Genomic DNA, 21,279 nt, shown 5'->3' on the forward strand with positions numbered 1-21,279 from the left:
ATGAAACTTAAAATTGATCAGATGACCGAGCAAGAAAAAGATATGCGTTTACATAAATTCCTTAACGCACACGAAAATCAACTATTCCCACAGGAAGATGTTGCGCTTTACTTGTCTTGCTCAACCCATACATTGCAAAGACTTCGTTGTGCTGGCGGTGGTATCCCTTACTCCAAAATCGGAAGAACTGTGACATATAAAAAAGCCGATGTTCTTGCTTACCAACAGAAACAAACTTACTTAAATACAGCCCAACTCGCTTCTTAATCGAAGCAGTTGAGTTTTCCCTGATAAACGGCTTCAATATCATTCATTGCAAGCCGTAATTTTTTTAATGGTACTTGCACATACCCACCAGTAACATCATTTGTTGCACCTGATCTATGGTTAAGTAATCTTTTGATTGTATATGGCCCATAATCTAAATTATTGCAGATCGTGGCAAATGTTCTTCGTAAATCATGTAATGAAATTTCTATCCCTGTTTGCTTGGTAATTGTTTTCAACATACCTTGTGCGCCTGATATATGTTTTGCATTTGATAACATTGAAGCACTAGGGAAAACATATTCATTACTCTTTAATTCATAACGCTGTTTAATTATTTCAAATAAATGATCGCCCATTGGTAATAAATGGTCATCACCATTTTTAGGGTCCTTAAATACAAATACCCCTGTTTCTATATCTACATTTTCCCATTTTAAAGTTTGTGCTTCATTCCTACGGCAACCTGTGTACATGATAAATAAAACCAAATCACGAGAAGCATTCCGTGCTGAGTCCTCATACAGAGACCTTTCAGTAAAATAATTTAAAACCGCATTGTAAAAAATATAAATATTACTTTCATCTAAATGGCGAGTTCTTACTTTGTTTTTATTCCACCCTCTTTTTGCAGGAATAACATCAACAGGATTATGTTTTAAAATTGGGTCTTCATCCGTTGAGCAATGTACTTGTGTAAATTTCCAAATAGAACCAAGCATTTTAAATGTTAAATTTGCTTTCGAAGGGCTATATTCTGTAAGTTTCATGAAGCTATCAAATACTTCTTTTTTTGTAATTTCAAATATTGGCTTAGATTTCCAATTTGATAAATATGTATCAAGAGCATGTTGATAAGTAAGAATTGAAAGGGGTTTTAATTTTCTTTGTTGTAGGTATAAATTAAATGCTTGCTCTAGTGTTAGAACATCAAGTGAGTTTTTCTTGTTTTCATAAATACCATTGGCTATATCAGCCAAAATAGATTGGGCTTTCTTCCTTGCTTCAATTGGTGTGATTTCATTTGTTTTACCTAGAGTGACACGATATAGCTTTCCTTCATGTCTGCGTTCAACAATGTATGATTTGCTTTTTACAGTTGCTCGCACCGCAAAACCAATTAAATCAGAGTCACGATAAATGGCTTGTCCTTTTTCTGTTAATGCAATAGCATCAACATTAAATTTGTTGAGTTTCATTTCAGCACTAATTTACAAATTCGACACTTGTATTTTAATGCTGAAATCACTCAACAGTCTACACATAGTCTACACTCCATTTTTTAATGTAGATTAAAACCAAAAAATAAATATAAAAAACAATAATTTATTAATATTTATATTTTCAAACAATCAGAACGCTTAATTCTAAAATAAAAATTACACAAATTTTTAACTAAATATCAGCAGCCAAGCTTATAAAACTTAAATACTGTCTTTATATTAAAATATTCTAATCTATGATAAAAATTGAATGATAAAAAATACATGCGACTTCACTTATTCCAAAAGATTCAGTTAGAATAAATGAATCTTCCGTATTGGAGCCTAACGATGGATTTGCTAAACGTTTCAAAAACGCGTTATACGACTAAAGCTTACGACCCAACAAAAAAAATCTCGCCAGAACAGTTTGAACGTTTACTTGAAATTATTAGATATACGCCATCCTCGATTAACATCCAACCATGGCATTTTTTTATTGCGGATCATCAACTTGCTAAACAACGCATTGCTAAAGCACTGGTCGGTCAATATGCCTATAATGCCCCTAAAGTACTAGATTCATCCCATACCATTCTATTTTGTACAAAAGCAGATATTACGACAGATCATCTTGAGCAACTCATCCAACAAGATGACTTAAGTGGTCGCTTTAAAGACGCTACAGCAAAACAAAATCAACAAAATTCACGTCTTGGTTACGTTGAATATTATCGTAATGAAAAAGGAAATGTACAACGTTGGGCAGAAAATCAAACATTTATTGCGTTAGGGCAAATTTTATTTGCAGCAGGAATTGAACATATAGATGCAACACCTATTGGTGGCTTTAATGAACAAATTATTTCAGATGAGTTACATCTTGCAGAACAAGGTTTAATTCCCTCTGTTTTACTGACACTTGGCTATCGTAGCGAAACAGATTTTAATGCAAAATTACCAAAATCTCGCCTAAATGCTGAAAACATCTTTACTGTACTTTAAGCTTTAAATTCTTATTTAATGGGGATTATGATCCCCATTTTATCTCATGATCAGATGCGTTTTGATAAAACACTAAATCATCATTGAATATGCTAAACACCCTACACTGGTAATGCCAAGAATCAATCCGAACACTGAGCTTAATTTTAATTTTTCTTTAAAAAATATCAAACCGCTTAAAACACCAAAAACCACAACCAATATATTCATTCCTGCAAAGACAATTGCAGGTGAATCTTTCAAAAAGATATGCGCTTTGACATATAAAGCAATATTTACAAAATTTAATATCCCCAATAATAAACCAGCTAAAATATTACGTACTTGACCAATGGTTTGATGATTTAACTTCAAGTAAATGAGTGAAAGTAGGAATGCTGAAACAAACATTAAGTTTAATACAACCGAAAATTGCAAACCTAATCCGGTTGTATATTTCAACAGAATATCAATACAAGCATACCCTCCCCACACCAAAATTAAATAAATCATACCGTGATTAGATGAAGGTGAAGATGAACGCTGCGAGCAGACAATGAGTAGCACAGCAATTAAGCCTAAAGCTATGCCAATCCACTTATACTGGTTAAATGTTTCATTAAAAATTAAATATGCAGCAGTTAAGGAGAGAATCACCGATAATCGTTGTGCAATTTCAGTTTTTAATATTCCTGCTGTTTGTAATGATTTTGCTAGAAAAAGAAAAACACTGGGTAATAATATTCCTAGAATAATAATCAATATCCAGGGTGTGTTAGTAAAAGAGATATGTGCGAGATCTGGTTTAAACCAAAAATAACAAAGAATACTGGCAATCGCATAATTCCATGTAATCATTTCTATGGGCACATAGCCTCTATCTCGACATATTTTCAACCAGATAGAAACCAGTACACTACAGATTGCAGCTGCAAAAATTAATCCCATCGCTACTTCTTCTTTTTTAAACCTTATATATTCTACATCACCATCGATAATGGTCGATAAAAAAGCCCACTATTGAGTGAGCTTTATTTATGCAAAAAAGATTTAAGGCTTACTTATTATAACGTTCAACCATTTTCTCTAAAGAAATTGGGCGAATTTTATCAGCATGCCCTGCTGTTCCAAATGCTTCATAGCGATCGATACAAATTTGTTTCATTGCATCAACAGTTACAGCAAAGAATTTACGTGGGTCAAACTCACTTGGCTTTTCTGCCATCATGCGACGCATAGCGCCTGTCGAAGCTAAACGTAAATCCGTGTCGATATTAATTTTTCGCACACCATGTTTAATCGCTTCAACCAATTGTTCAACTGGAACACCATAAGTTTCTTTGATGTCACCGCCATATTGATTGATCACTGCTAACCATTCTTGTGGCACAGAGCTTGAACCATGCATCACCAAATGCGTATTTGGAAGTGCTGCATGAATTTCTTTAATTCGATCAATCGCTAAAATATCACCTGTCGGTGGGCGCGTAAATTTATAAGCACCATGAGATGTACCTACTGCAATTGCTAAGGCATCTACATTGGTATCTGTTACAAATTGTAGTGCTTCCTCAACTGAAGTTAGTAACTGTGAATGATCCAATACACCTTCAGCCCCAACTCCGTCTTCTTCCCCAGCCATACCAGTTTCAAGGCTACCCAAACATCCTATTTCACCTTCGACAGAAACACCACAAGCATGTGCCATTGCTACTGTACGACGTGTCACATCAACGTTATATTCATAAGATGTTGGTGTTTTTCCATCTGCACCTAAAGAACCGTCCATCATGACAGATGTAAAGCCTAATTGAATAGAGCGCTGGCAAACATCAGGGCTTGTACCATGATCTTGATGCATTACCACAGGTATATGTGGCCATTCTTCTACAGCAGCTAAAATAAGGTGACGTAAGAATGGTGCACCTGCATATTTACGAGCACCTGCTGATGCTTGAACAATAACAGGTGAATTTGTTGCATCCGCGGCAAGCATAATTGCACGCATCTGTTCTAAATTGTTTACATTAAACGCTGGAACGCCATAGTTATATTCACCGGCATGATCCAAGAGCTGGCGCATCGAAATAAGTGCCATAATATCCTCCCAGGTAGTGCCCCATATTCTACATGGGGATTTACTTCAATTCAGCAACATTTCTACTTTTTTAAAAAAAAGTCCTCAAATAATTGAGGACTTTCCTAAAAATAATTAAAAACTGTCTCGTTATTAATCAATTCATTACTTTAGTTCTTATTCTCTTCATGTGCAGTTGCTGTATCTGCAGGAGCATTTGCAATTTCAGCGGGAATATCTTGGTTTTTTTCATCTAATACTGGTTTATCAATTGCATCGATTGCTGCTTGTTGTTCTGGTGTGACCTTATCAACGACAGTTGCAGTAGATGCTTCAGTACTCGCTGGTACTTTATCTTGCTTACTACATGCAGTTAAAACCAAAGATGTAACAAGTACAGCGATAAATACCTTTGTTTGTTTCATAATGTTTTCTACAATATAATTTAAGACAACATCATCATATGACAAAAATATTTCAATTTCATGACTGACGCATGAATAAAAAAGGCAGATTTTATTCTGCCCTTTCAACGATTAAATTTTTAAAAAACTAAGCACGTTCTAATAAAACGGCAACGGCTGGAAGTGTTTTACCTTCTACAAATTCCAAAAAAGCACCACCACCTGTTGAAATATAACCCATTTGATCTGCAACTTGATATTTATCAATGGCTGCTAAAGTATCACCACCACCTGCAATTGAAAATCCTTCAGACTCAGCAATCGCCAAAGATAATGCTTTTGTTCCTTCACCAAATTGGTCTACTTCAAATACACCAACTGGACCATTCCACAGAATAGTTTTTGATGTTTTTATAATTTCAGCAAATACTTTCGCAGTTTCTGGACCAACGTCTAAAATCATGTCGTTGTCTGAAACATCTTCAACTTTTTTAATTACGGCTTTTGCAGCAGCAAGTGAGCCAAGAAAGTCATCAAAGTTAATTTCAGATGCATCCGCAACAACAACATCTGTTGGAAGTGGTACAGATACTTTGGCAGCAATCGCTTTTGCAGTATCAATTAAATCATTTTCACACAGTGATTTACCCACATTAAAGCCAGCAGCTGCTAAGAATGTATTTGCAATTCCACCGCCCACAATAATTTGATCACAAATATCAGAAAGTGATGTTAGTACATCAAGCTTCGTTGATACTTTTGATCCCGCAACAATTGCTACCATTGGTTTTTCAGGAGTTTGTAAAGCGCGCCCTAATGCATCTAGCTCTGCTGCAAGTAAAGGTCCAGCAGCAGCTACTTTAGCAAGTCTTGCTATGCCTTCAGTTGAAGCCTCAGCACGATGTGCTGTACCAAAAGCATCCATCACAAAAACATCACATAGTGCGGCATATTTTGCTGCAAGTTCAGCATTATTTTTCTTTTCGCCTACATTAAAACGGCAATTTTCTAGTAAAATAACCTGCCCTGCAATCACATCTACCCCATCCAAGTAGTCTTTCATCAATTTAACATCTTGACCTAATGCTTCAGTTAAATATGCCGCAACAGGCGCTAAAGACTGTTCTTCTTTGGGTTCACCTTCAACTGGACGACCTAAGTGTGAATAAACCATTACCGCCGCTCCTTTTTCTATTGCAGCTTTAATGGTCGGTAATGCCGCACGTAAACGCGCATCACTCGTAATCACACCATTTTTAACAGGAACGTTCAAATCTTCACGGATAAGTACACGCTTGCCTGTTAAATCAAGATCAGTCATACGCTGAAAGTTCATGTATTGCTCACTTATATGTTAAAATTGCGCTGATTTTAAATGATTATAAAAAAAAAGGTTAGCTACTTTTGTATAAATGCTGGTGAAAGCTTAAGATTTGATTATGATAGTATGCATCAGCAGTAAAAATAGTAACAATATGTCTATACATCCAAATCCAACCATCAACCGCCTGAATGTTCTTGGTAAACCTTTAGCAAGCTGTTGTTACTTACCAATTACAGGTTATTTTAGAAATGGATTCTGTCATACAGCACCAACAGATATTGGTCAACACACCATGTGTGCTTTAATGACATCCGAATTCTTAAATTTTTCACAACAAACAGGTAATGACTTAATCACACCCATTCCTGAGGTTGATTTTCCTGGTTTACAGCCTGGCGATTTTTGGTGTATTTGTGTAACTCGATGGGTCGATGCTTACGAATTAGGTAAAGCGCCTCCTATTAAATTAGAAGCATGTCATCAAGCAGTGTTATCTTATGTTCCGCTTGATATTCTGATGGAATATGCAGTGTAATGAATAAACCTCATCTTATTTTGGCGTCAGGTAGTCAAACACGTAAAGATTTAATGAATCGATTACACATCGACTATGATGTGATCGTTCCCAATATTGATGAATCACCACAAGGTGATCAACACGCCGACGATTTAGCTCAACGCCTTGCGTTTGAAAAGGCTCAACATATTGCAACACAATACCCCCAAGCAATTGTTATTGGTTCAGATCAAGTCGCATGGCGCGAAGGAGCACCTGATATTTTTATTGGAAAGCCGCTAACTGTTGAAAAAGCGATTCAGCAATTACAGGCGAATTCTGATAAAATTGTATACTTTAGTACTGCTTTAAGTGTTCATCAATCTATTACTGGCTTTAAAAAAACTCTTGTTGAACATTACAAGGTTAAATTTCGTAAACTTTCATTAGTTGAAATTGAACGTTATATTAGGCTTGAGCAGCCACTACATTGTGCAGGAAGTTTTAAATGTGAAAGCTTAGGAATCAGCCTATTTGAAGAAATGTCTGGGAAAGATCAAACAACATTAATGGGGATGCCAATGATTCAACTGTGTAATATTTTAAGATCTCTTAATATCCAAATTCCATAACAACTTAACCCTAAAATTTCTATTCTTTTTCCATCATATTTTTATCATTGAAAAAAAAAGAAATCTTTTTACTTTAAAATATGATATCTTTTACAAAACACTACTAACACCGTATAAAAATAAAAACTTTTTTTTTATTACTAGAATATAGTGACCACTCTCATGTGGCATTCAATAATTTTTCCAATAACTCTAAATTTAGCAAGGAATGATAAAGTGAATAATTTAGAAAATTTATTACACGATTTATGTCAAAATCAAGCTTCGGAGTTTACTCAAGAATTTGATAAACTTATTCCAACAATTATAAATACTGTACACTCTCAACACATCTCTGAGGACTATACCTTAATCAAAACTGAATATCTTATCCCCATCAGTGATGCATTATTAAGTTTGTGTCATACCAGTCGTAATTCTGAAGTTTATGAAAATGCACTCAAGCACGTTACTTTTGTTTTGAATACAAAAAAACAACAGCGACTTGAATAATTCAAATCATAAAGCCACTGTTACAGTGGCTTTATGATAAAAGAATATTGCATTAACTGTGACGATATTCTGGTTCATACCCCATTTTAGTTTCAATATAATCAAAACACCATTGGAAAATAAAAGTATAAAGCAAAATACACATGGTTAACCCAAAATCGAGTAAAATAGCTTCAAATATTGCCATTTCCAATGCATATGCAATCATTGGAATCGTAGCAATCATCAAACCGCCTTCAAAGCCAATTGCATGAAGAATACGGACACCAATTGTTCTTTTTAATTTTCTTTTTGCTTCAAATTTCTCAAAAAAATGATTAAAAACCATATTCCAGACCACTGATGTTACTGCCATAATTACCCCTAGAATACCAGTAACTTCCATCGGAATATCAAATATATAGCTTAATGCAATTGCAATGATAACCAACAGAATTATTTCATAACTTAATGCATGAACAATCCGTCTCTTGGAAATCAACATAAAAATCTCTTTGTTGTTAAATATAAGCCCAGTATACTTTCAAATATTTGATATATTAAGTTAGATTCTTTCAATATATTTGATAGGTTAAATCATGAATATCAACCAAGAACAACTTCTCATTTTTAAAACCGTCATAGAAGCTGGTTCATTTTCAGCCGCAGCACGAAAATTATCAAAAGTACCCTCAGCCATTAGTATGTCTATTTCTAACTTAGAAATAGATTTAAATTTACAGCTATTTAACAGAGTCGGTCGCGAACCTATACCTACTGAAGCCGCTAAGGTTTTATATCAAAAAACAGAAAACCTACTCATCGAAATGAATCAATGGAAACAACATGCAAAATCATTAAGTCAGGGCTTAGAAGCTGAGCTCAATATAGTTATTGTTTCTGAACTTTTACATACAGAATGGACTGAATATATTGTTTTACTAGAATCTCAATTTCCAGAATTACAAATTAATATTTTTTCAGCACCGCAAGAAGATGCGATGGAAATGTTACTCAATAATTCTGCACAATTAGCACTTATGTTTGAGCGTGAGCAACTCAATAGCAGCGAACAATTTATCGAACTAAAAGCTGAAACCTTAATTCCAGTTGCATCAATTCATCATGAATTATCACAATATGAACAAGTCAATTATGATCAAATTATGCAAAGCAGGCAAATTGTGGTTGCAAGTCGTGATCGTAATATAAAACCTGAACTCCTTTTTTCAACGCAATCATGGCGTACAGACAACCATCATTCCGCATGTAGTTTAATTTTACGCGGCTTAGGATGGGGGGTTTTACCTTTAGATATGATTCATGAAAATCCCACGCTTAAAGAGAAGCTAAAAATACTTAATATCTTAGATTTCACACCCACCTTTGAGTATTTCGTAGATTTGGTATGGAGCCGTGAAAATGAATTAGGAATGGCTGCTCTTTTTTTAATTAATCACATTAAAAATAAAAGAAAAATTAAATAATTTTAATCTTATTGCTTTTTTACGCTTTTACAATGGTGTGTTTATGCTATATATAAATTAGGGCAATAACTTTAACTTTTAAGAAATAGATACAATGACAACATCTGCATTAAATCAACTCAAGTTGCATACCACCATTGTTGCTGACAGTAGCGACTTAGATGCCATTCAGCAATTTCTCCCATTAGATGCGACTACAAATCCGTCTTTAATTACTGCTGCGGCATCTCAAGCAACAAATCTGCATATTCTTAAAGCTGCATTTGATCAAGCACACCATGAAGGTTATCAACAAGATCAACTTATTGAACGCACCATTGATATTTTAACGGTTAAATTTGGTGTTGAAATTTTAAAACTAATTCGTGGACGTGTTTCAACTGAAGTCGATGCAGCCCTTTCATATGACACAGAAGCAACTATCGTAAAAGCAAAAGAATTACTTTCACTTTACAAAAGTTATGGCATCGAAAAAAATCGTATCTTAATTAAGATTGCGTCGACATGGGAAGGTATTCAAGCTGCAAAAGCATTAGAAGCAGAAGGAATTAAATGTAACCTCACTTTACTTTTTGGTTTACATCAAGCCAAGGCTTGTGCAGATGCTCATGTCACATTAGTCTCGCCATTTGTTGGACGTATCTTAGATTGGTATAAAAAAGCCGATAATGTGCAATCGTATCCTATTGATAAAGATCCAGGTGTACTCTCAGTCAAACAAATTTATCACTTCTATAAACAGCACAATATAAAAACTGAAATTATGGGTGCAAGTTTTCGTAGTATAGATCAAGTTTTGGCATTAGCAGGTTGTGATCTTTTAACAATTGCACCAAGCCTTTTAGCTGAACTGGAACAAGATTTTAGAGTTGTTGAGCATGCTCTTTCTCACCAGCAGTCAGATTTAAATCATCCATATTTGGCTGAAGCCTTAAATGAAAAATCATTTAAAGCCTTAATACAGCATGATTTAATGGCAGCACAATTATTACAGAGTGGAATTGATGGCTTCATTAAAGCACGAGAACAACTGAATATTTCTTTACGCCAAACTTTTGGAATTGATGCACAAATCCATGCTTAATTCTTAATTTAAATGCGATCACTATAGCCGATCTTGTTATACTAGGATCGGCTTTTTTATTTGAGTAATATGCTTGTGTTTGGAATCACAGATTTAGCCACATTTATTGTTGGGACAATTTTAATTGTGATACTGCCAGGACCTAACTCATTATTTGTCATGTCTGTTGCTTCACGCCATGGAGTCAAAGCGGGTTATATTGGAGCTCTTGGTGTTTATACAGGTGATTTAATTTTAATTTTGCTTACTGCACTTGGTGCAGCATCTGTTCTACATGCTTTTCCTTGGTTATTTATTTTATTAAAAGTTGTGGGTGCAATTTACTTAAGCTATTTGGGTATTAAATTATTAATCGCATCTTTTCATACATGGAAAGCCACGCCATCTCCAGAAAAAATACAACAACCACAATCATTAGCGCAAGTAAAACCGTTTAGTACAGCATTAACGATTAGCATTTTAAATCCTAAAGCTATTTTATTTTATCTCTCCTTTTTTGTGCAATTTGTAGATCCACAATATGCGTATCCAGCCATTACATTTACCGTGCTTGCTGGAGTATTACAATTAATTAGCATGAGTTATTTGACCATTTTAATATTTTCTGGTGCAAAACTTGCTAAATTTTTCACTCATCAGTTTAAACTAACGGCGATATGCGTGGCTTGCGTTGGTCTTTTATTTTGTGGATTTGGTTTAAAGCTTGCCACATCTACCCTCTAAAACAGCATCTTTTTACAATAATTGCTATAAAAGAAATCCCACATTAATGTGGGATGATTAAATCATGACTTAATAATAAGCACAGGAATTGGAGATTGTGTTAATACCGTTTGCGCAACACTACCTAAAACCACTTTCTTCAAACCAGTTCGACCATGAGATCCCATAATAATTAAGTCTGCAGATACTTCATCTGCAATATTAATAATACCCTCAGCCGCTGAAACACCATGAATAACTTTAGTATTCACTGAAATTTCATCACGACTAAATAATGATTCAATCTCTTTGAGTCTTAACAGCGCATTTTCTTCAGCTTTCATAAAATATTCTGTAACTGCAGGAGCTACTTTATAAAAGTCTACGCCAATAAAAGGATCGACAGCAATAACGCTCATCACGGTAACGCTTGCATGAATTTCTTTCGCTAAAGATAATGCATTTTCAACAGCGGCATATGAGATTGGAGATTCATCTACTGGAACTAGAATATGCTTATAGGTTGGCATAAATTTACCTTATGTTTTAAGTTTGTTCAGGGATATACAGTTAACTAATCTTTAATAATTAACACAGGCAATTCAGTATTACTTAAAACGTCTTGTGCAAAACTACCTAATAGTAATTTTTGAAAACCTTTACGACCATGTGAACCCATGACAATTAAATCTACATTTTTTTCCGCTGATGCTTTAACAATTGTTTTTGCATTCACAGGCCCTTCAAAAATTTCTGCTTCAGCTTGTGCACCCACATCTTCTGCAATTGCTTTTGCTTCTTTTAAGGCATTTTTTGCATTTTCATGTGCTTGCACAAAATACTCTTTCATAATGGCAGAAGAATAGTAAAAATCAGCATCAGTAAAAGGATCTTCTGCAACAACACTAATTAATGTTAATTTGCTATTAAATGCTTTTGCAATCAAAGCAGCTTCTTTCACTGCTGAATATGAAATTTTAGAGCCATCAACAGGAACAATTATATGTTGATATGACATGATGTAATCTCCATCAGTTTTATTTATGATTTTCACTATATACATAACATATTTTCTCATTTTAGTTAATGCATAAAGTGTCATTAATCAAAAAAAAATATCATTAATTATTTAAATATCAAACAATTAATAAAATTCTAACTGTATTTTACATATTTTTTTAATTTCTTTTACCTTATAAGTAAATATCTTCTAGAATAATTCATCTACATCAGTTCTAGTTCAGGTAATAAACTTGAGTAAAAAGGCATTTTTCACTGTAATACTTTCTGCTTATATTTTTCTACTAACTGCTTGTCAGAGTGTAGAAAAAAATAGTCAAATTATCGCTAGTGCATTTAATACCGCCACTCAAGTACAAAAAAGACTGCTTGATCGACATGCGCCAAAAGATATGCTTATTCACTCAAACATCATTTATATGAACAACCCAACGCTTCACTTTGATTTATATCAACCTGCAGATATTGCTGCACTTGGACAGCGACCAACCATTATTTGGATACACGGCGGTGGCTGGGTTTCTGGTTCAAAAGAAAATGCTCGCGGATATTTCAAACGACTAGCTGATCAGGGCTATAATGTCATTGCTGTAGAATACCAATTTGCCCCTCAGCATATTTATCCTACCCAATTGCAACAAATTAATCATCTATTTAGCTTTATTACTCAACACGCCAAGCAATATTCAATTGATGCAAAAAATTTATATCTTGCGGGCGATTCAGCAGGTGCAAATTTAGCCAGCCATTATGCAGGATTAGTCACAAATCCAAACTTTGCTCAAACTTCAAATTTTGAGGTATCCCTACAGGCACAGCAAATCAGTGGTTTGATTTTACACTGTGGGATTTATGATTTAGAAAGCTTTGTTCAAACAGCACCTAAGAAAATTTGGTTATTTGAATGGGGAATTAATACGCTGACTCAAGCCTATACAGGTGGACGAAAAGATGACACTGCTTTTTTACACAGTCTTTCTCCCAATCAATATTTAACCCCTTCATATCCAGCAGTTTTTATTAGTAGTGGTAATAAAGATTTTTTGACTAAATCCCAAGCTTTACCCTTTGTCGATGCATTAAAAAAACATCAAATCCCCGTTGTTGATGTTTTTTATCCTAATTCAAAAGAATTTTTAATGCATGAATATCAATTTATGATGAGTAAAAAAGCTAGCCAAGAAACCTTTCAAAAAACTTTACAATTCCTTCGTGATACGAGCAAAACTAAAGCTAATATACGGCTTATATCCGAATAAGCCTTATATATTTACTAACAAGAATGTTGAAAATAAGTCAAAAATCTATCTCAAGTTATTTTTTCAATTTTAAAATATGATAGACACTTAAGCCAAATAACAATCCCCAGAATGCTGAACCAATACCAAAAAACTGGACCCCAGAAGCACTAAATAGAAATGTAAGCAATGCTGCTTCACGATCATCAATTGAATGAAATGCAATCGCAAGGTTATGACCAATTGTACCAAAAAGCGCAATACCAGCTAATGCCGTAATGAAAATGCTTGGAAAGGAAAATAATAAACTGGTTAATGTTGCGGCAAATATTCCCATTAAAATATAAAAGAAACCACAGCTAATTCCTGCAATATAGCGTTTTTCTGGGTTTGGGTGTGCTTGGTCATCTAAACTAATCGCGGCACTAATTGCTGCAATATTCACGGAGAAACAGCCAAATGGTGCCAAAATCATTTGAGCAGTACCTGTCCATCCAATTAAATGTTTCACATTAGGCTCATAACCATAACTTTTAATCATTGCTAGCCCAGGTAAATATTGAGAAGCCATATTAATGACAAGTAAAGGTAAGGCAATTCCAAATAAAGCGGCCCAAGAAAAATCTGGAAACATCAATACAGGTATTGCTGGGCTGAACTGAATCGTTCCCAACTGAAACTCCATAAAGAATGGAACCAAAACAATACCTGCTAAAACAGTAACAACAATGCTATATCTTGGCCAAAACCGTTTAGACAAAATATAAGCAATTAAAAGTGCTAAAATAAAGCCCCATTGTGTTTGCATAGATAAAAAAATTGCCACGCCAAATTTTAATAGCACACCAGCCAACATAGCACTGGTTAAACTCTGAGGAATATGCTGTAAAACTTTAGCAAAAACACCCGAAAAACCAAGAATAGCGGTCAACAATCCACAAATTAAAAATGCGCCAATTGCCTCATAAAGACTATAACCACTGGCGGAAGCAATAATCAATGCAAGTCCTGCAGTAGACCAAGACGTTGCAACAGGGTATTTAAACTTCCACGAAAGAATTAATCCACAAGAACCAATTCCGATACCTAGAGCCCAAAACCATGAGGTAATTTGAGCTTCTGTTGCCCCTAAAAGCTGCGCGGCTTGAATGACCAGTACTGAAGAAACACTAATCCCAACGAGAAAGGTTATAAATCCTGCAAAAGCAGCAGGTATAGAAAAGTCTTGGAGAAATCTTTGCATGATTTTATGCATTAACAATACGTCATAAATAATCGCAATATCATACACCCTTCAATTAACTGTTCAAGGATTAGTACTTGATTGCATTCATTTAAAATTCCGCTAACAATTTGCTTTTAATGGATGTAGGATATGCGCTCAGAATTCAATGGGGAATGAATAAATGGCTGAGAGTTGGCAAGAATCTTTAAAAATTTTGAAAGATGGAAACTTACAGTTTCTACATCAAAAAAAATCTAAATTAGAACACAATATTGAAGACTTACAAGAATTAAAAGAGGGACAAAACCCTCATGCTATTATTATTTGCTGTGCAGATTCGCGTGTTTCACCTGATATTATTTTCAATCAATATATTGGAGATTTATTTGTCATTCAAAATGCTGGTAATGTATGTGATACATCCGTTCTTGGCAGTGTACAATATGCTTTACAATACTTAGGCACACCATTAGTGGTTGTTTTGGGACATAGTCTCTGCGGTGCTGTATCGGCGGCACATAAAAATAAGCAAGTTAAAGGGCCACTAAAAAGTATCGTCGATATGATTGATTCACATGTGGTAGCAACCAGTATTGATGATTCCATACGCAATCATGCAAAACAGTCGGCGGAAGAAATTTGTAAATTATTAGAACCGTATGAATCTTTACTTGAACAAACTGTTAAAGTTTTACCTGCTTATTATGATATCTGTAGTGGTGAAGTCGGCTGGCTTAACTAACACCTTAAAAACCAAAAATAAACCAATAAATAAGTTGGTTTATTTATTTTTTAAAAATTTATAAGTCTTAAAATAATTAATTTTATATTAATATTCAAATTATTCTTAACAAAATATTACTTCAAAATTATTTGTGATTCCGTATTTATACACATAATTATAGTTATCACATATTTGTTCTGATCTGACGATAACTCAACTTTATATATGCAATAAATCATTATGAAAGTAAAAAATTGAAATTGGAGACCATTTTATGAGAAATGATATTGGTTTAACTCATGTTGCATTAGCAGCCAAGAATATTGATTTAAGTATCGATTTTTATCGTCGCTATGCAAATATGCATATTATGCATGAACGAATCGACAAAGAAATTGATAAGCGAGTTGTTTGGCTTTCAGATAAAACCAGACCTTTCGTACTTGTATTAGTACAGAGTCAGAATCCAACCCCTATTCTTGGACCATTCGCACACTTAGGCGTGGGTTGTAAAGATCAAGCTGAAGTAGATCAATTATGTGCCCAAGCTAAAACAGAAGGTATACTAGCAAAAGACGCTACTGATTCTGGTTATCCCGTCGGATATTGGGCTTTTATTCATGACCCAGATGGGCATATCTTAGAAATTTCCTATGGCCAAGAAATTGGATTGACTGTACAAAATTCGGAAGAGTAATCCAACATCACTCACTAAGCCCTATACACAATGGGTTTAGCTATAAATTTTAAACTCTTCTATTAAATTGTAAATAACGCCATTTTTATTGTCATTAGATGATTCATATTTATTCATAATACTTGAAAATAGGATTTATATTAAATAACATACCTACCAGTTGGTATGTTATTTATTGGAATTAGTTATGAGCAATCTTTTACTTGCTTACATTTTACTTGGATGTGCAATTATTGCTGAAGTGATTGGAAGTAGCTTTCTGATTAAATCAGAAGGCTTCACAAAATTATTACCGAGTTTAGTGGTGCTAGTTCTGTTCAGTACCGCTTTTTATTTACTCTCGCAGGTCATTAAAACAATTCCTTTAGGCATTGCTTATGCAATTTGGTCTGGGGTTGGCATTGTTTTAACTGCCATTGTTGGATATCTTATTTTTAAACAAACACTTGATACACCTGCAATGATTGGCATGGGATTTATCATTACAGGTGTTATCATTATTAATCTATTTTCTCAATCTTCTGGTCATTAATGAAAGAAATCCAGCAATCGAAAAAACAACCCCACATTATTCGCAAGCGTATTCTTGAACAAGCCATTATCTTGGCTTCTCAGAGAGGTATTTCTGGCATTTCTATTCAAAATGTCGCTAATGGTGCCGGGGTAACAAAAGGTGGAGTATTTCATCATTTCGCAAATAAACAAATTTTAATTGAAGAAATGATGAATGAAATTTTATATCACTTAGATCTTATGATCGAAAGTACCATTCAACAAGATCATATTGATTATGGTCAATTTACAAGAGCATATATACAAAGCGCATTTGAATCTGAAATAGCTGGACTCGTTTCTCCTTGGTCTGCATTAGCAATGACCATGATTACTGATACAACATTCAATATTTATTGGAGTAAGTGGTTTAATCATAAATTATTACAATATTCCAGCACGGATGACTATCCCGAACTCGCCTTTATTCGACTTGCTACAGATGGATTATGGTTAAGCTGGATTACCAATAGTTTTGATAAAGAAACATGTATTAAATTGAAAACCGATTTAATTAATCGCACTTATTTAACACATTAGACATAACGTTATATCTTAAACTGCTCTTAAAATTTAAATACGAACATCTATCTCCTTACCCTATTGCTCGATAGCTTTATTTAATTTAAAAGGCTCATCAGTGAAGAAACTGATTTTTCAACAATAGATTTTTCAATATTGTCTCTAGCTAAGCTTGAAATACCTGTTAAAAAACTGGCAAATATCGTTGCAATATTAAGACTATTTACATGATGAGGTATTTCTCCTGACTTTATTCCTCTATTTATGCATTCGATAAAACCTAACCTCGTTCGCTCTCTTGATTGACTCAATGCTAAAGCAACATGTAAGTTTTCTTCAGAGGGCGCCATCATTGTACCCAAAGCCACCATACAACCTCGTGGATGATGATCATCATATTGCATATCTATCGACTGTTTTAACGTCAATATTAGGGCTTTTTTTGCTGATAATGTGGTATCCCAAAGTGGTTCAGTTACCTGCCCATATGTACTTATATAACACATTGATACTTCTTTAAATAATTCTTCCTTAGAGCCAAATGCTGCATAAAAACTAGGTGATGAAATATTACCCATTGCGACTTTAAGCTGACTCAACGATGTAGATTCATATCCATACGTCCAAAAAAGATACATTGCACTTTGCAGAGCTTGATCACGATTAAACGCTCTCGGTCTTCCCATCTTTGCCATAAAATTAAACCCATTGCTTCGTGGTCATGTCATGACTTATATACTAATCGATATAAAACTAATTGACAAACAATCATATTTCAACTTTACTTACATACCAATCGATACATAAGTATATTTTATTGTGTCTACTCTCCCTATAAATATTGATGACCCAAAACTTTGGCGGTACTATGTCTAAACTCCCACAGACAACAATGCAAGCAACCGAACAATCTCGCTTACCTATTGCCGCACTGCTCGCATTAGCAATGACAGGCTTTATTTGCATCTTTACAGAAACTATTCCAGCAGGATTACTTCCTCAAATTGCGCAAGGTTTAAATGTTTCAGAATCGGTTGCTGGACAACTCATCACCAGCTATGCCCTTGGCTCATTAATTGCAGCAATTCCTTTAACAATTTTGACTGCCAAATGGCCCAGACGTCATGTTTTATTATTCACAGCTATTGGCTTTCTTATTTTTAATACCATTACCGCACTCTCTCAGCATATTATTTTGACGCTTATTGTCCGATTTTTTGCTGGTGCCGCTGCTGGCTTAGCTTGGAGTCTTCTGGCTGGTTATGCACGGCGTATGGTCCGGCCAGAGCAACAAGGTAAGGCAATGGCGATTGCTATGATTGGAACACCAATAGCTCTATCACTTGGGGTTCCTGCTGGAACATGGCTTGGACAACTAATTGGTTGGAAAATGTCTTTCGTCATTATGTCTATTCTCACCATTATTCTCATTTTTTGGATTCTCATTGCAGTACCTAACTATCCTGGCCAATCTCATCAAAAACAACAATCAATTATGAGTGTTTTAAAAACACCTGGCGTATTCGTTGTACTCAGTGTTGTATTTACATGGATGTTAGCGCATAACATTCTCTATACCTACATTACACCATTTTTAACCCTTTCTAATCTTCAGTCTAATGTGGGTATTGTCTTATTGATTTTCGGCCTAATGGCGTTAATCGGAATTTGGTTTACGGGTCGCACCATTGACCACCATCTAAGAAAATTAGTTCTTGTCAGTTTATTTGCATTTTCATTACTTTCACTCTGTTTAGGTTTATGGAGTAATATCAATTGGATCGTATTTATTAGCATTGGACTGTGGGGACTTACTTTTGGTGGTGCTGCAACATTATTACAAACAGCTTTAGCCGATGCTGCTGGTCATGGTGCAGATGTTGCTCTTTCACTTAATGTTGTTGTATGGAACTCTGCTATTGCTGGAAGCGGAATTTTAGGCGGAATTTTACTGACTGAACTTGGCGCAAAATCCTTCCCTTGGATCATGTGTATCATTCTTATCTGTTGTTATTTAATTGCATATTTTTCAAAAAATGCTGGTTTTGCTCAAATGCGACACAACTAAACTCTCACAAAATAGCATTTATCATTGATTGATTAAATTTGAAGACTTAATAAAGATGCACGATTCTGTGCATCTTTATCAATCAATAATTAAATCCTACTATATCTGATTCATACAGTTTAATTTTACTCAAGACTTATATTGAATAAACTGAACTCATTACTTCATGTTTTCAAATTATTTTCGTCATCTAATCAAAAAAAAGATCACTGTAAACGTTTGCGTCCGCGATAATAAATTAAAAACACCATAAGTAACACACCTATACCTGCAAGTAATAAAACACTAAAACTTAACTTCATGTCAATGGAAGGTCTGACTGCGCAATCAGACGTTACTCGCGGTGCGCTCTACCATCATTTTGGTGACAAAAAAGACTTACTCATTAAATAGTATCTCAAATTAATACTGAAATGGATCAATGTTTAAAACTCATTTCAGATCATGCAAAAAACACTTGGGATGGTTTTTATTTACATTGTCATGCTTATTTAGAAATGGCTTCAAAATTAAAACATCAATTTAAGTCTACATTAAAATATGAATTTTTAGGTAAAAGCTATTCCAGTGCGCTGTTTACTGGAATAGCTTTACAACATATTGATGCTGAATTAAAAAAATCAAGTATTTTTCTTTTAAAATTTTATACAATTACATTATAAATAAAATAATGATCAATTATATGCAACATATATTAACTCTATATCCACAAAAAACAAGCAATGTAAATTTTAGTAAACAACTGAATTATAATAATAATTTTAATATATCTTAGTTATATCAATTTATTTAATCTTCTTTTAAATAATCATTCAATATAGATGTTTACTTTAAAGAACCTTTTACAAAAATTTGCTCAATCAAGGAATAATGTAATGACGTTTAAACAGACACTAAACATTTTTGTTGTTTCAATGTTCGTACTTCCAACAGTGACGAATGCTTGCTCAAGTCTCGCTATTTTAGATACAGAGCATAATCTCTACCATGGTCGTACATTAGAATTATCCAGTGATCTTCCGTCTTGGCTGACCTACTATCCTAAAAATACTTTTTTCCAAAAAAAAGCACCAAATGGACAAAATGGGATCAGTTATAAATCTAAATATGACATTCTTGCCATTACCACAGATGTATATTTCGATGGCGATAATAAAAATGTATTGCAAGGTTTAAATAGTGCTGGCTTATCATTTAGCGCCAATATGATTACCAGTGCAAATATCGACGATCTAAAACCTAACCAATATAAAGACTCAATTCCTGTTACCGCATTTGGAGAATGGGCGCTATCTTTATATGCAAATGTTGATCAAGTCAGAGAGGCTGTAAATAAAGGATATTTTTGGGCACCTGTTTTAAAAGATTTTGGAAATATTAAGGCACCACTACATTATGCATTCTATGATAAAAGTGGTGGAAGTATTGTAGTTGAGGCAAAAAATGGGAAATTTCAGGTTTATAATAATCCAACACGAGTGATGACCAATGGGCCAGACTTTCCTTGGCATTTGCAAAATTTAAATAATTATACCCAATTAACCAATGTCGACCGTTCCTCTTCAGTTCTTGGAAATATTCGTGTAGAACAACCTGATAGTGGAATAGCAATTTCAAACCTACCCTCTTCGGATACCTCGGTTGGGCGATTTATTCGTGGCGTTTATTACACCACATATGCAGATAAACAATCTTCTCCTCATGAGGCAGTCAATACGCTTGCACACATCATGAATAGATTTGATCGAACCAAAAATATTACTACAGACCTCTATGGTGAAAGTAAAACTAAATCGCCAACTTCTATGTCTGAATATACAGTTTGGACAAGTCTATCAGATGTAAAAAATGGTGTAATGTTCATTCGAGGATATAAAGACATTAACTATTCGAAATTTTCTCTTGAGCAATTCAACCAAAATCAACAACCTTATTCTAAAAGAATTAATACAGCAGAACTATAACTACCTTACAAATTAGCCATCAATTTATTCTTTTAAACCGTGTGAAAACACGGTTTAAATCATTCTAAGCAGTTTTCTTAACCCGTCATCCACCTATTTTTCTAAATAGATTTAAATTGTTAGATCAATTTTTCACTTA

27 protein-coding genes are annotated in these 21,279 nt (G+C 34.3%); 17 read left to right on the forward strand and 10 right to left on the reverse strand.

Annotation, left to right across the window (positions count from 1 at the left end):
• Positions 1-267 (forward strand): helix-turn-helix domain-containing protein, encoded by a 267-nt coding sequence (locus tag B9T31_RS15095; protein ID WP_213033242.1) that lies wholly within the window; start codon positions 1-3, stop codon positions 265-267.
• On the opposite strand, the gene B9T31_RS15100 is transcribed toward B9T31_RS15095, so the two are convergent.
• The gene (locus B9T31_RS15100) at positions 264-1,466 is read right to left on the reverse strand and encodes a tyrosine-type recombinase/integrase (protein ID WP_086182762.1); all 1,203 of its coding nucleotides are present in this window, start codon (positions 1,464-1,466) and stop codon (positions 264-266) included. The two genes, B9T31_RS15095 and B9T31_RS15100, sit on opposite strands and share 4 nt — an antisense overlap.
• Positions 1,467-1,820: 354 nt before the next feature.
• Between B9T31_RS15100 and nfsB the strand changes: the two genes are divergently transcribed.
• A complete protein-coding gene (gene nfsB / locus B9T31_RS15105; RefSeq protein ID WP_086182763.1) occupies positions 1,821-2,474 on the forward strand; it encodes an oxygen-insensitive NAD(P)H nitroreductase in 654 nt (217 codons plus the stop codon).
• 72 nt (positions 2,475-2,546) lie between these two features.
• Here the strand turns inward: nfsB and B9T31_RS15110 are convergent, their stop codons facing one another.
• From B9T31_RS15110 to B9T31_RS15125, 4 genes are all read right to left on the reverse strand, one after another.
• Positions 2,547-3,401 (reverse strand): DMT family transporter, encoded by an 855-nt coding sequence (locus B9T31_RS15110; RefSeq protein ID WP_086182764.1) that lies wholly within the window; start codon positions 3,399-3,401, stop codon positions 2,547-2,549.
• Positions 3,402-3,510: 109 nt separating this feature from the next.
• On the reverse strand, positions 3,511-4,551 hold the full coding sequence (gene fba / locus B9T31_RS15115) for a class II fructose-bisphosphate aldolase (protein WP_086182765.1): 1,041 nt from the start codon (positions 4,549-4,551) through the stop codon (positions 3,511-3,513).
• Between the two features lie 149 nt (positions 4,552-4,700).
• Positions 4,701-4,955, reverse strand: a complete 255-nt coding sequence (locus B9T31_RS15120) for a hypothetical protein (RefSeq protein WP_086182818.1) — start codon at positions 4,953-4,955, stop codon at positions 4,701-4,703.
• A 127-nt stretch (positions 4,956-5,082) separates the two neighbouring features.
• A complete protein-coding gene (locus B9T31_RS15125; RefSeq protein WP_086182766.1) occupies positions 5,083-6,270 on the reverse strand; it encodes a phosphoglycerate kinase in 1,188 nt (395 codons plus the stop codon).
• Positions 6,271-6,409: 139 nt separating this feature from the next.
• On the opposite strand from B9T31_RS15125, the gene B9T31_RS15130 reads away from it, so the two are divergent.
• The 3 genes from B9T31_RS15130 (at position 6,410) to B9T31_RS15140 (ending at position 7,878) form a co-directional block, all read left to right on the forward strand.
• Positions 6,410-6,793 (forward strand): DUF2237 family protein, encoded by a 384-nt coding sequence (locus tag B9T31_RS15130; RefSeq protein ID WP_086182767.1) that lies wholly within the window; start codon positions 6,410-6,412, stop codon positions 6,791-6,793.
• The gene (locus tag B9T31_RS15135; protein ID WP_086182768.1) at positions 6,793-7,386 is read left to right on the forward strand and encodes a Maf family protein; all 594 of its coding nucleotides are present in this window, start codon (positions 6,793-6,795) and stop codon (positions 7,384-7,386) included. The genes B9T31_RS15130 and B9T31_RS15135 overlap by 1 nt, the downstream gene beginning before the upstream one ends.
• A 216-nt stretch (positions 7,387-7,602) precedes the next feature.
• Positions 7,603-7,878: a hypothetical protein gene (locus tag B9T31_RS15140; protein WP_086182769.1), complete on the forward strand. Its 276-nt coding sequence runs from the start codon at positions 7,603-7,605 to the stop codon at positions 7,876-7,878.
• A 52-nt stretch (positions 7,879-7,930) separates the two neighbouring features.
• On the opposite strand, the gene aceI is transcribed toward B9T31_RS15140, so the two are convergent.
• A complete protein-coding gene (gene aceI / locus B9T31_RS15145; protein ID WP_086182770.1) occupies positions 7,931-8,362 on the reverse strand; it encodes a chlorhexidine efflux PACE transporter AceI in 432 nt (143 codons plus the stop codon).
• Between the two features lie 94 nt (positions 8,363-8,456).
• Between aceI and B9T31_RS15150 the strand changes: the two genes are divergently transcribed.
• The 3 genes from B9T31_RS15150 to leuE all read left to right on the forward strand — a co-directional run bounded on the left by B9T31_RS15150 (position 8,457) and on the right by leuE (position 11,151).
• On the forward strand, positions 8,457-9,344 hold the full coding sequence (locus B9T31_RS15150; RefSeq protein WP_086182771.1) for a LysR family transcriptional regulator: 888 nt from the start codon (positions 8,457-8,459) through the stop codon (positions 9,342-9,344).
• 94 nt (positions 9,345-9,438) lie between these two features.
• Entirely contained in the window at positions 9,439-10,428 is a 990-nt protein-coding gene (tal, locus tag B9T31_RS15155) for a transaldolase (RefSeq protein WP_086182772.1), read from the forward strand.
• 75 nt (positions 10,429-10,503) lie between these two features.
• Positions 10,504-11,151 (forward strand): leucine efflux protein LeuE, encoded by a 648-nt coding sequence (gene leuE / locus B9T31_RS15160; RefSeq protein ID WP_086182819.1) that lies wholly within the window; start codon positions 10,504-10,506, stop codon positions 11,149-11,151.
• 62 nt (positions 11,152-11,213) lie between these two features.
• On the opposite strand, the gene B9T31_RS15165 is transcribed toward leuE, so the two are convergent.
• Positions 11,214-11,660, reverse strand: coding sequence for a universal stress protein (locus tag B9T31_RS15165; RefSeq protein WP_086182773.1), 447 nt, complete (start codon positions 11,658-11,660; stop codon positions 11,214-11,216).
• A gap of 44 nt (positions 11,661-11,704) precedes the next feature.
• Positions 11,705-12,148, reverse strand: a complete 444-nt coding sequence (locus B9T31_RS15170) for a universal stress protein (protein WP_086182774.1) — start codon at positions 12,146-12,148, stop codon at positions 11,705-11,707.
• A 235-nt stretch (positions 12,149-12,383) separates the two neighbouring features.
• Between B9T31_RS15170 and B9T31_RS15175 the strand changes: the two genes are divergently transcribed.
• Positions 12,384-13,409 (forward strand): alpha/beta hydrolase, encoded by a 1,026-nt coding sequence (locus B9T31_RS15175; protein ID WP_086182775.1) that lies wholly within the window; start codon positions 12,384-12,386, stop codon positions 13,407-13,409.
• 55 nt (positions 13,410-13,464) lie between these two features.
• On the opposite strand, the gene B9T31_RS15180 is transcribed toward B9T31_RS15175, so the two are convergent.
• Positions 13,465-14,631: a benzoate/H(+) symporter BenE family transporter gene (locus B9T31_RS15180; protein ID WP_086182776.1), complete on the reverse strand. Its 1,167-nt coding sequence runs from the start codon at positions 14,629-14,631 to the stop codon at positions 13,465-13,467.
• Positions 14,632-14,794: 163 nt separating this feature from the next.
• On the opposite strand from B9T31_RS15180, the gene B9T31_RS15185 reads away from it, so the two are divergent.
• The 4 genes from B9T31_RS15185 to B9T31_RS15200 all read left to right on the forward strand — a co-directional run bounded on the left by B9T31_RS15185 (position 14,795) and on the right by B9T31_RS15200 (position 17,126).
• Positions 14,795-15,355 (forward strand): carbonic anhydrase, encoded by a 561-nt coding sequence (locus B9T31_RS15185; RefSeq protein WP_086182777.1) that lies wholly within the window; start codon positions 14,795-14,797, stop codon positions 15,353-15,355.
• A 256-nt stretch (positions 15,356-15,611) separates the two neighbouring features.
• Positions 15,612-16,034, forward strand: a complete 423-nt coding sequence (locus tag B9T31_RS15190) for a VOC family protein (RefSeq protein WP_086182778.1) — start codon at positions 15,612-15,614, stop codon at positions 16,032-16,034.
• A 187-nt stretch (positions 16,035-16,221) separates the two neighbouring features.
• A complete protein-coding gene (locus B9T31_RS15195) occupies positions 16,222-16,566 on the forward strand; it encodes an SMR family transporter (RefSeq protein WP_086182779.1) in 345 nt (114 codons plus the stop codon).
• The gene (locus tag B9T31_RS15200; RefSeq protein WP_086182780.1) at positions 16,566-17,126 is read left to right on the forward strand and encodes a TetR/AcrR family transcriptional regulator; all 561 of its coding nucleotides are present in this window, start codon (positions 16,566-16,568) and stop codon (positions 17,124-17,126) included. Before B9T31_RS15195 ends, B9T31_RS15200 begins: the two co-directional genes overlap by 1 nt.
• Before the next feature lie 80 nt (positions 17,127-17,206).
• Here B9T31_RS15200 and B9T31_RS15205 read toward each other — a convergent pair whose 3' ends face one another.
• The gene (locus B9T31_RS15205) at positions 17,207-17,803 is read right to left on the reverse strand and encodes a TetR/AcrR family transcriptional regulator (RefSeq protein ID WP_086182781.1); all 597 of its coding nucleotides are present in this window, start codon (positions 17,801-17,803) and stop codon (positions 17,207-17,209) included.
• Between the two features lie 173 nt (positions 17,804-17,976).
• Here B9T31_RS15205 and B9T31_RS15210 point away from each other — a divergent pair, with 173 nt between their 5' ends.
• The 4 genes from B9T31_RS15210 to B9T31_RS15220 all read left to right on the forward strand — a co-directional run bounded on the left by B9T31_RS15210 (position 17,977) and on the right by B9T31_RS15220 (position 21,140).
• Positions 17,977-19,176, forward strand: coding sequence for an MFS transporter (locus B9T31_RS15210; protein ID WP_228146061.1), 1,200 nt, complete (start codon positions 17,977-17,979; stop codon positions 19,174-19,176).
• A gap of 306 nt (positions 19,177-19,482) precedes the next feature.
• Entirely contained in the window at positions 19,483-19,569 is an 87-nt protein-coding gene (locus B9T31_RS18090; RefSeq protein ID WP_228146065.1) for a TetR family transcriptional regulator, read from the forward strand.
• 20 nt (positions 19,570-19,589) lie between these two features.
• Positions 19,590-19,838: a hypothetical protein gene (locus B9T31_RS15215; RefSeq protein ID WP_228146062.1), complete on the forward strand. Its 249-nt coding sequence runs from the start codon at positions 19,590-19,592 to the stop codon at positions 19,836-19,838.
• A gap of 213 nt (positions 19,839-20,051) precedes the next feature.
• Positions 20,052-21,140 (forward strand): linear amide C-N hydrolase, encoded by a 1,089-nt coding sequence (locus tag B9T31_RS15220; RefSeq protein WP_086182782.1) that lies wholly within the window; start codon positions 20,052-20,054, stop codon positions 21,138-21,140.
• Positions 21,141-21,279: the final 139 nt, after the last annotated feature.

The organism is Acinetobacter sp. ANC 4558, from assembly GCF_002135375.1.
Classification (GTDB): domain Bacteria; phylum Pseudomonadota; class Gammaproteobacteria; order Pseudomonadales; family Moraxellaceae; genus Acinetobacter.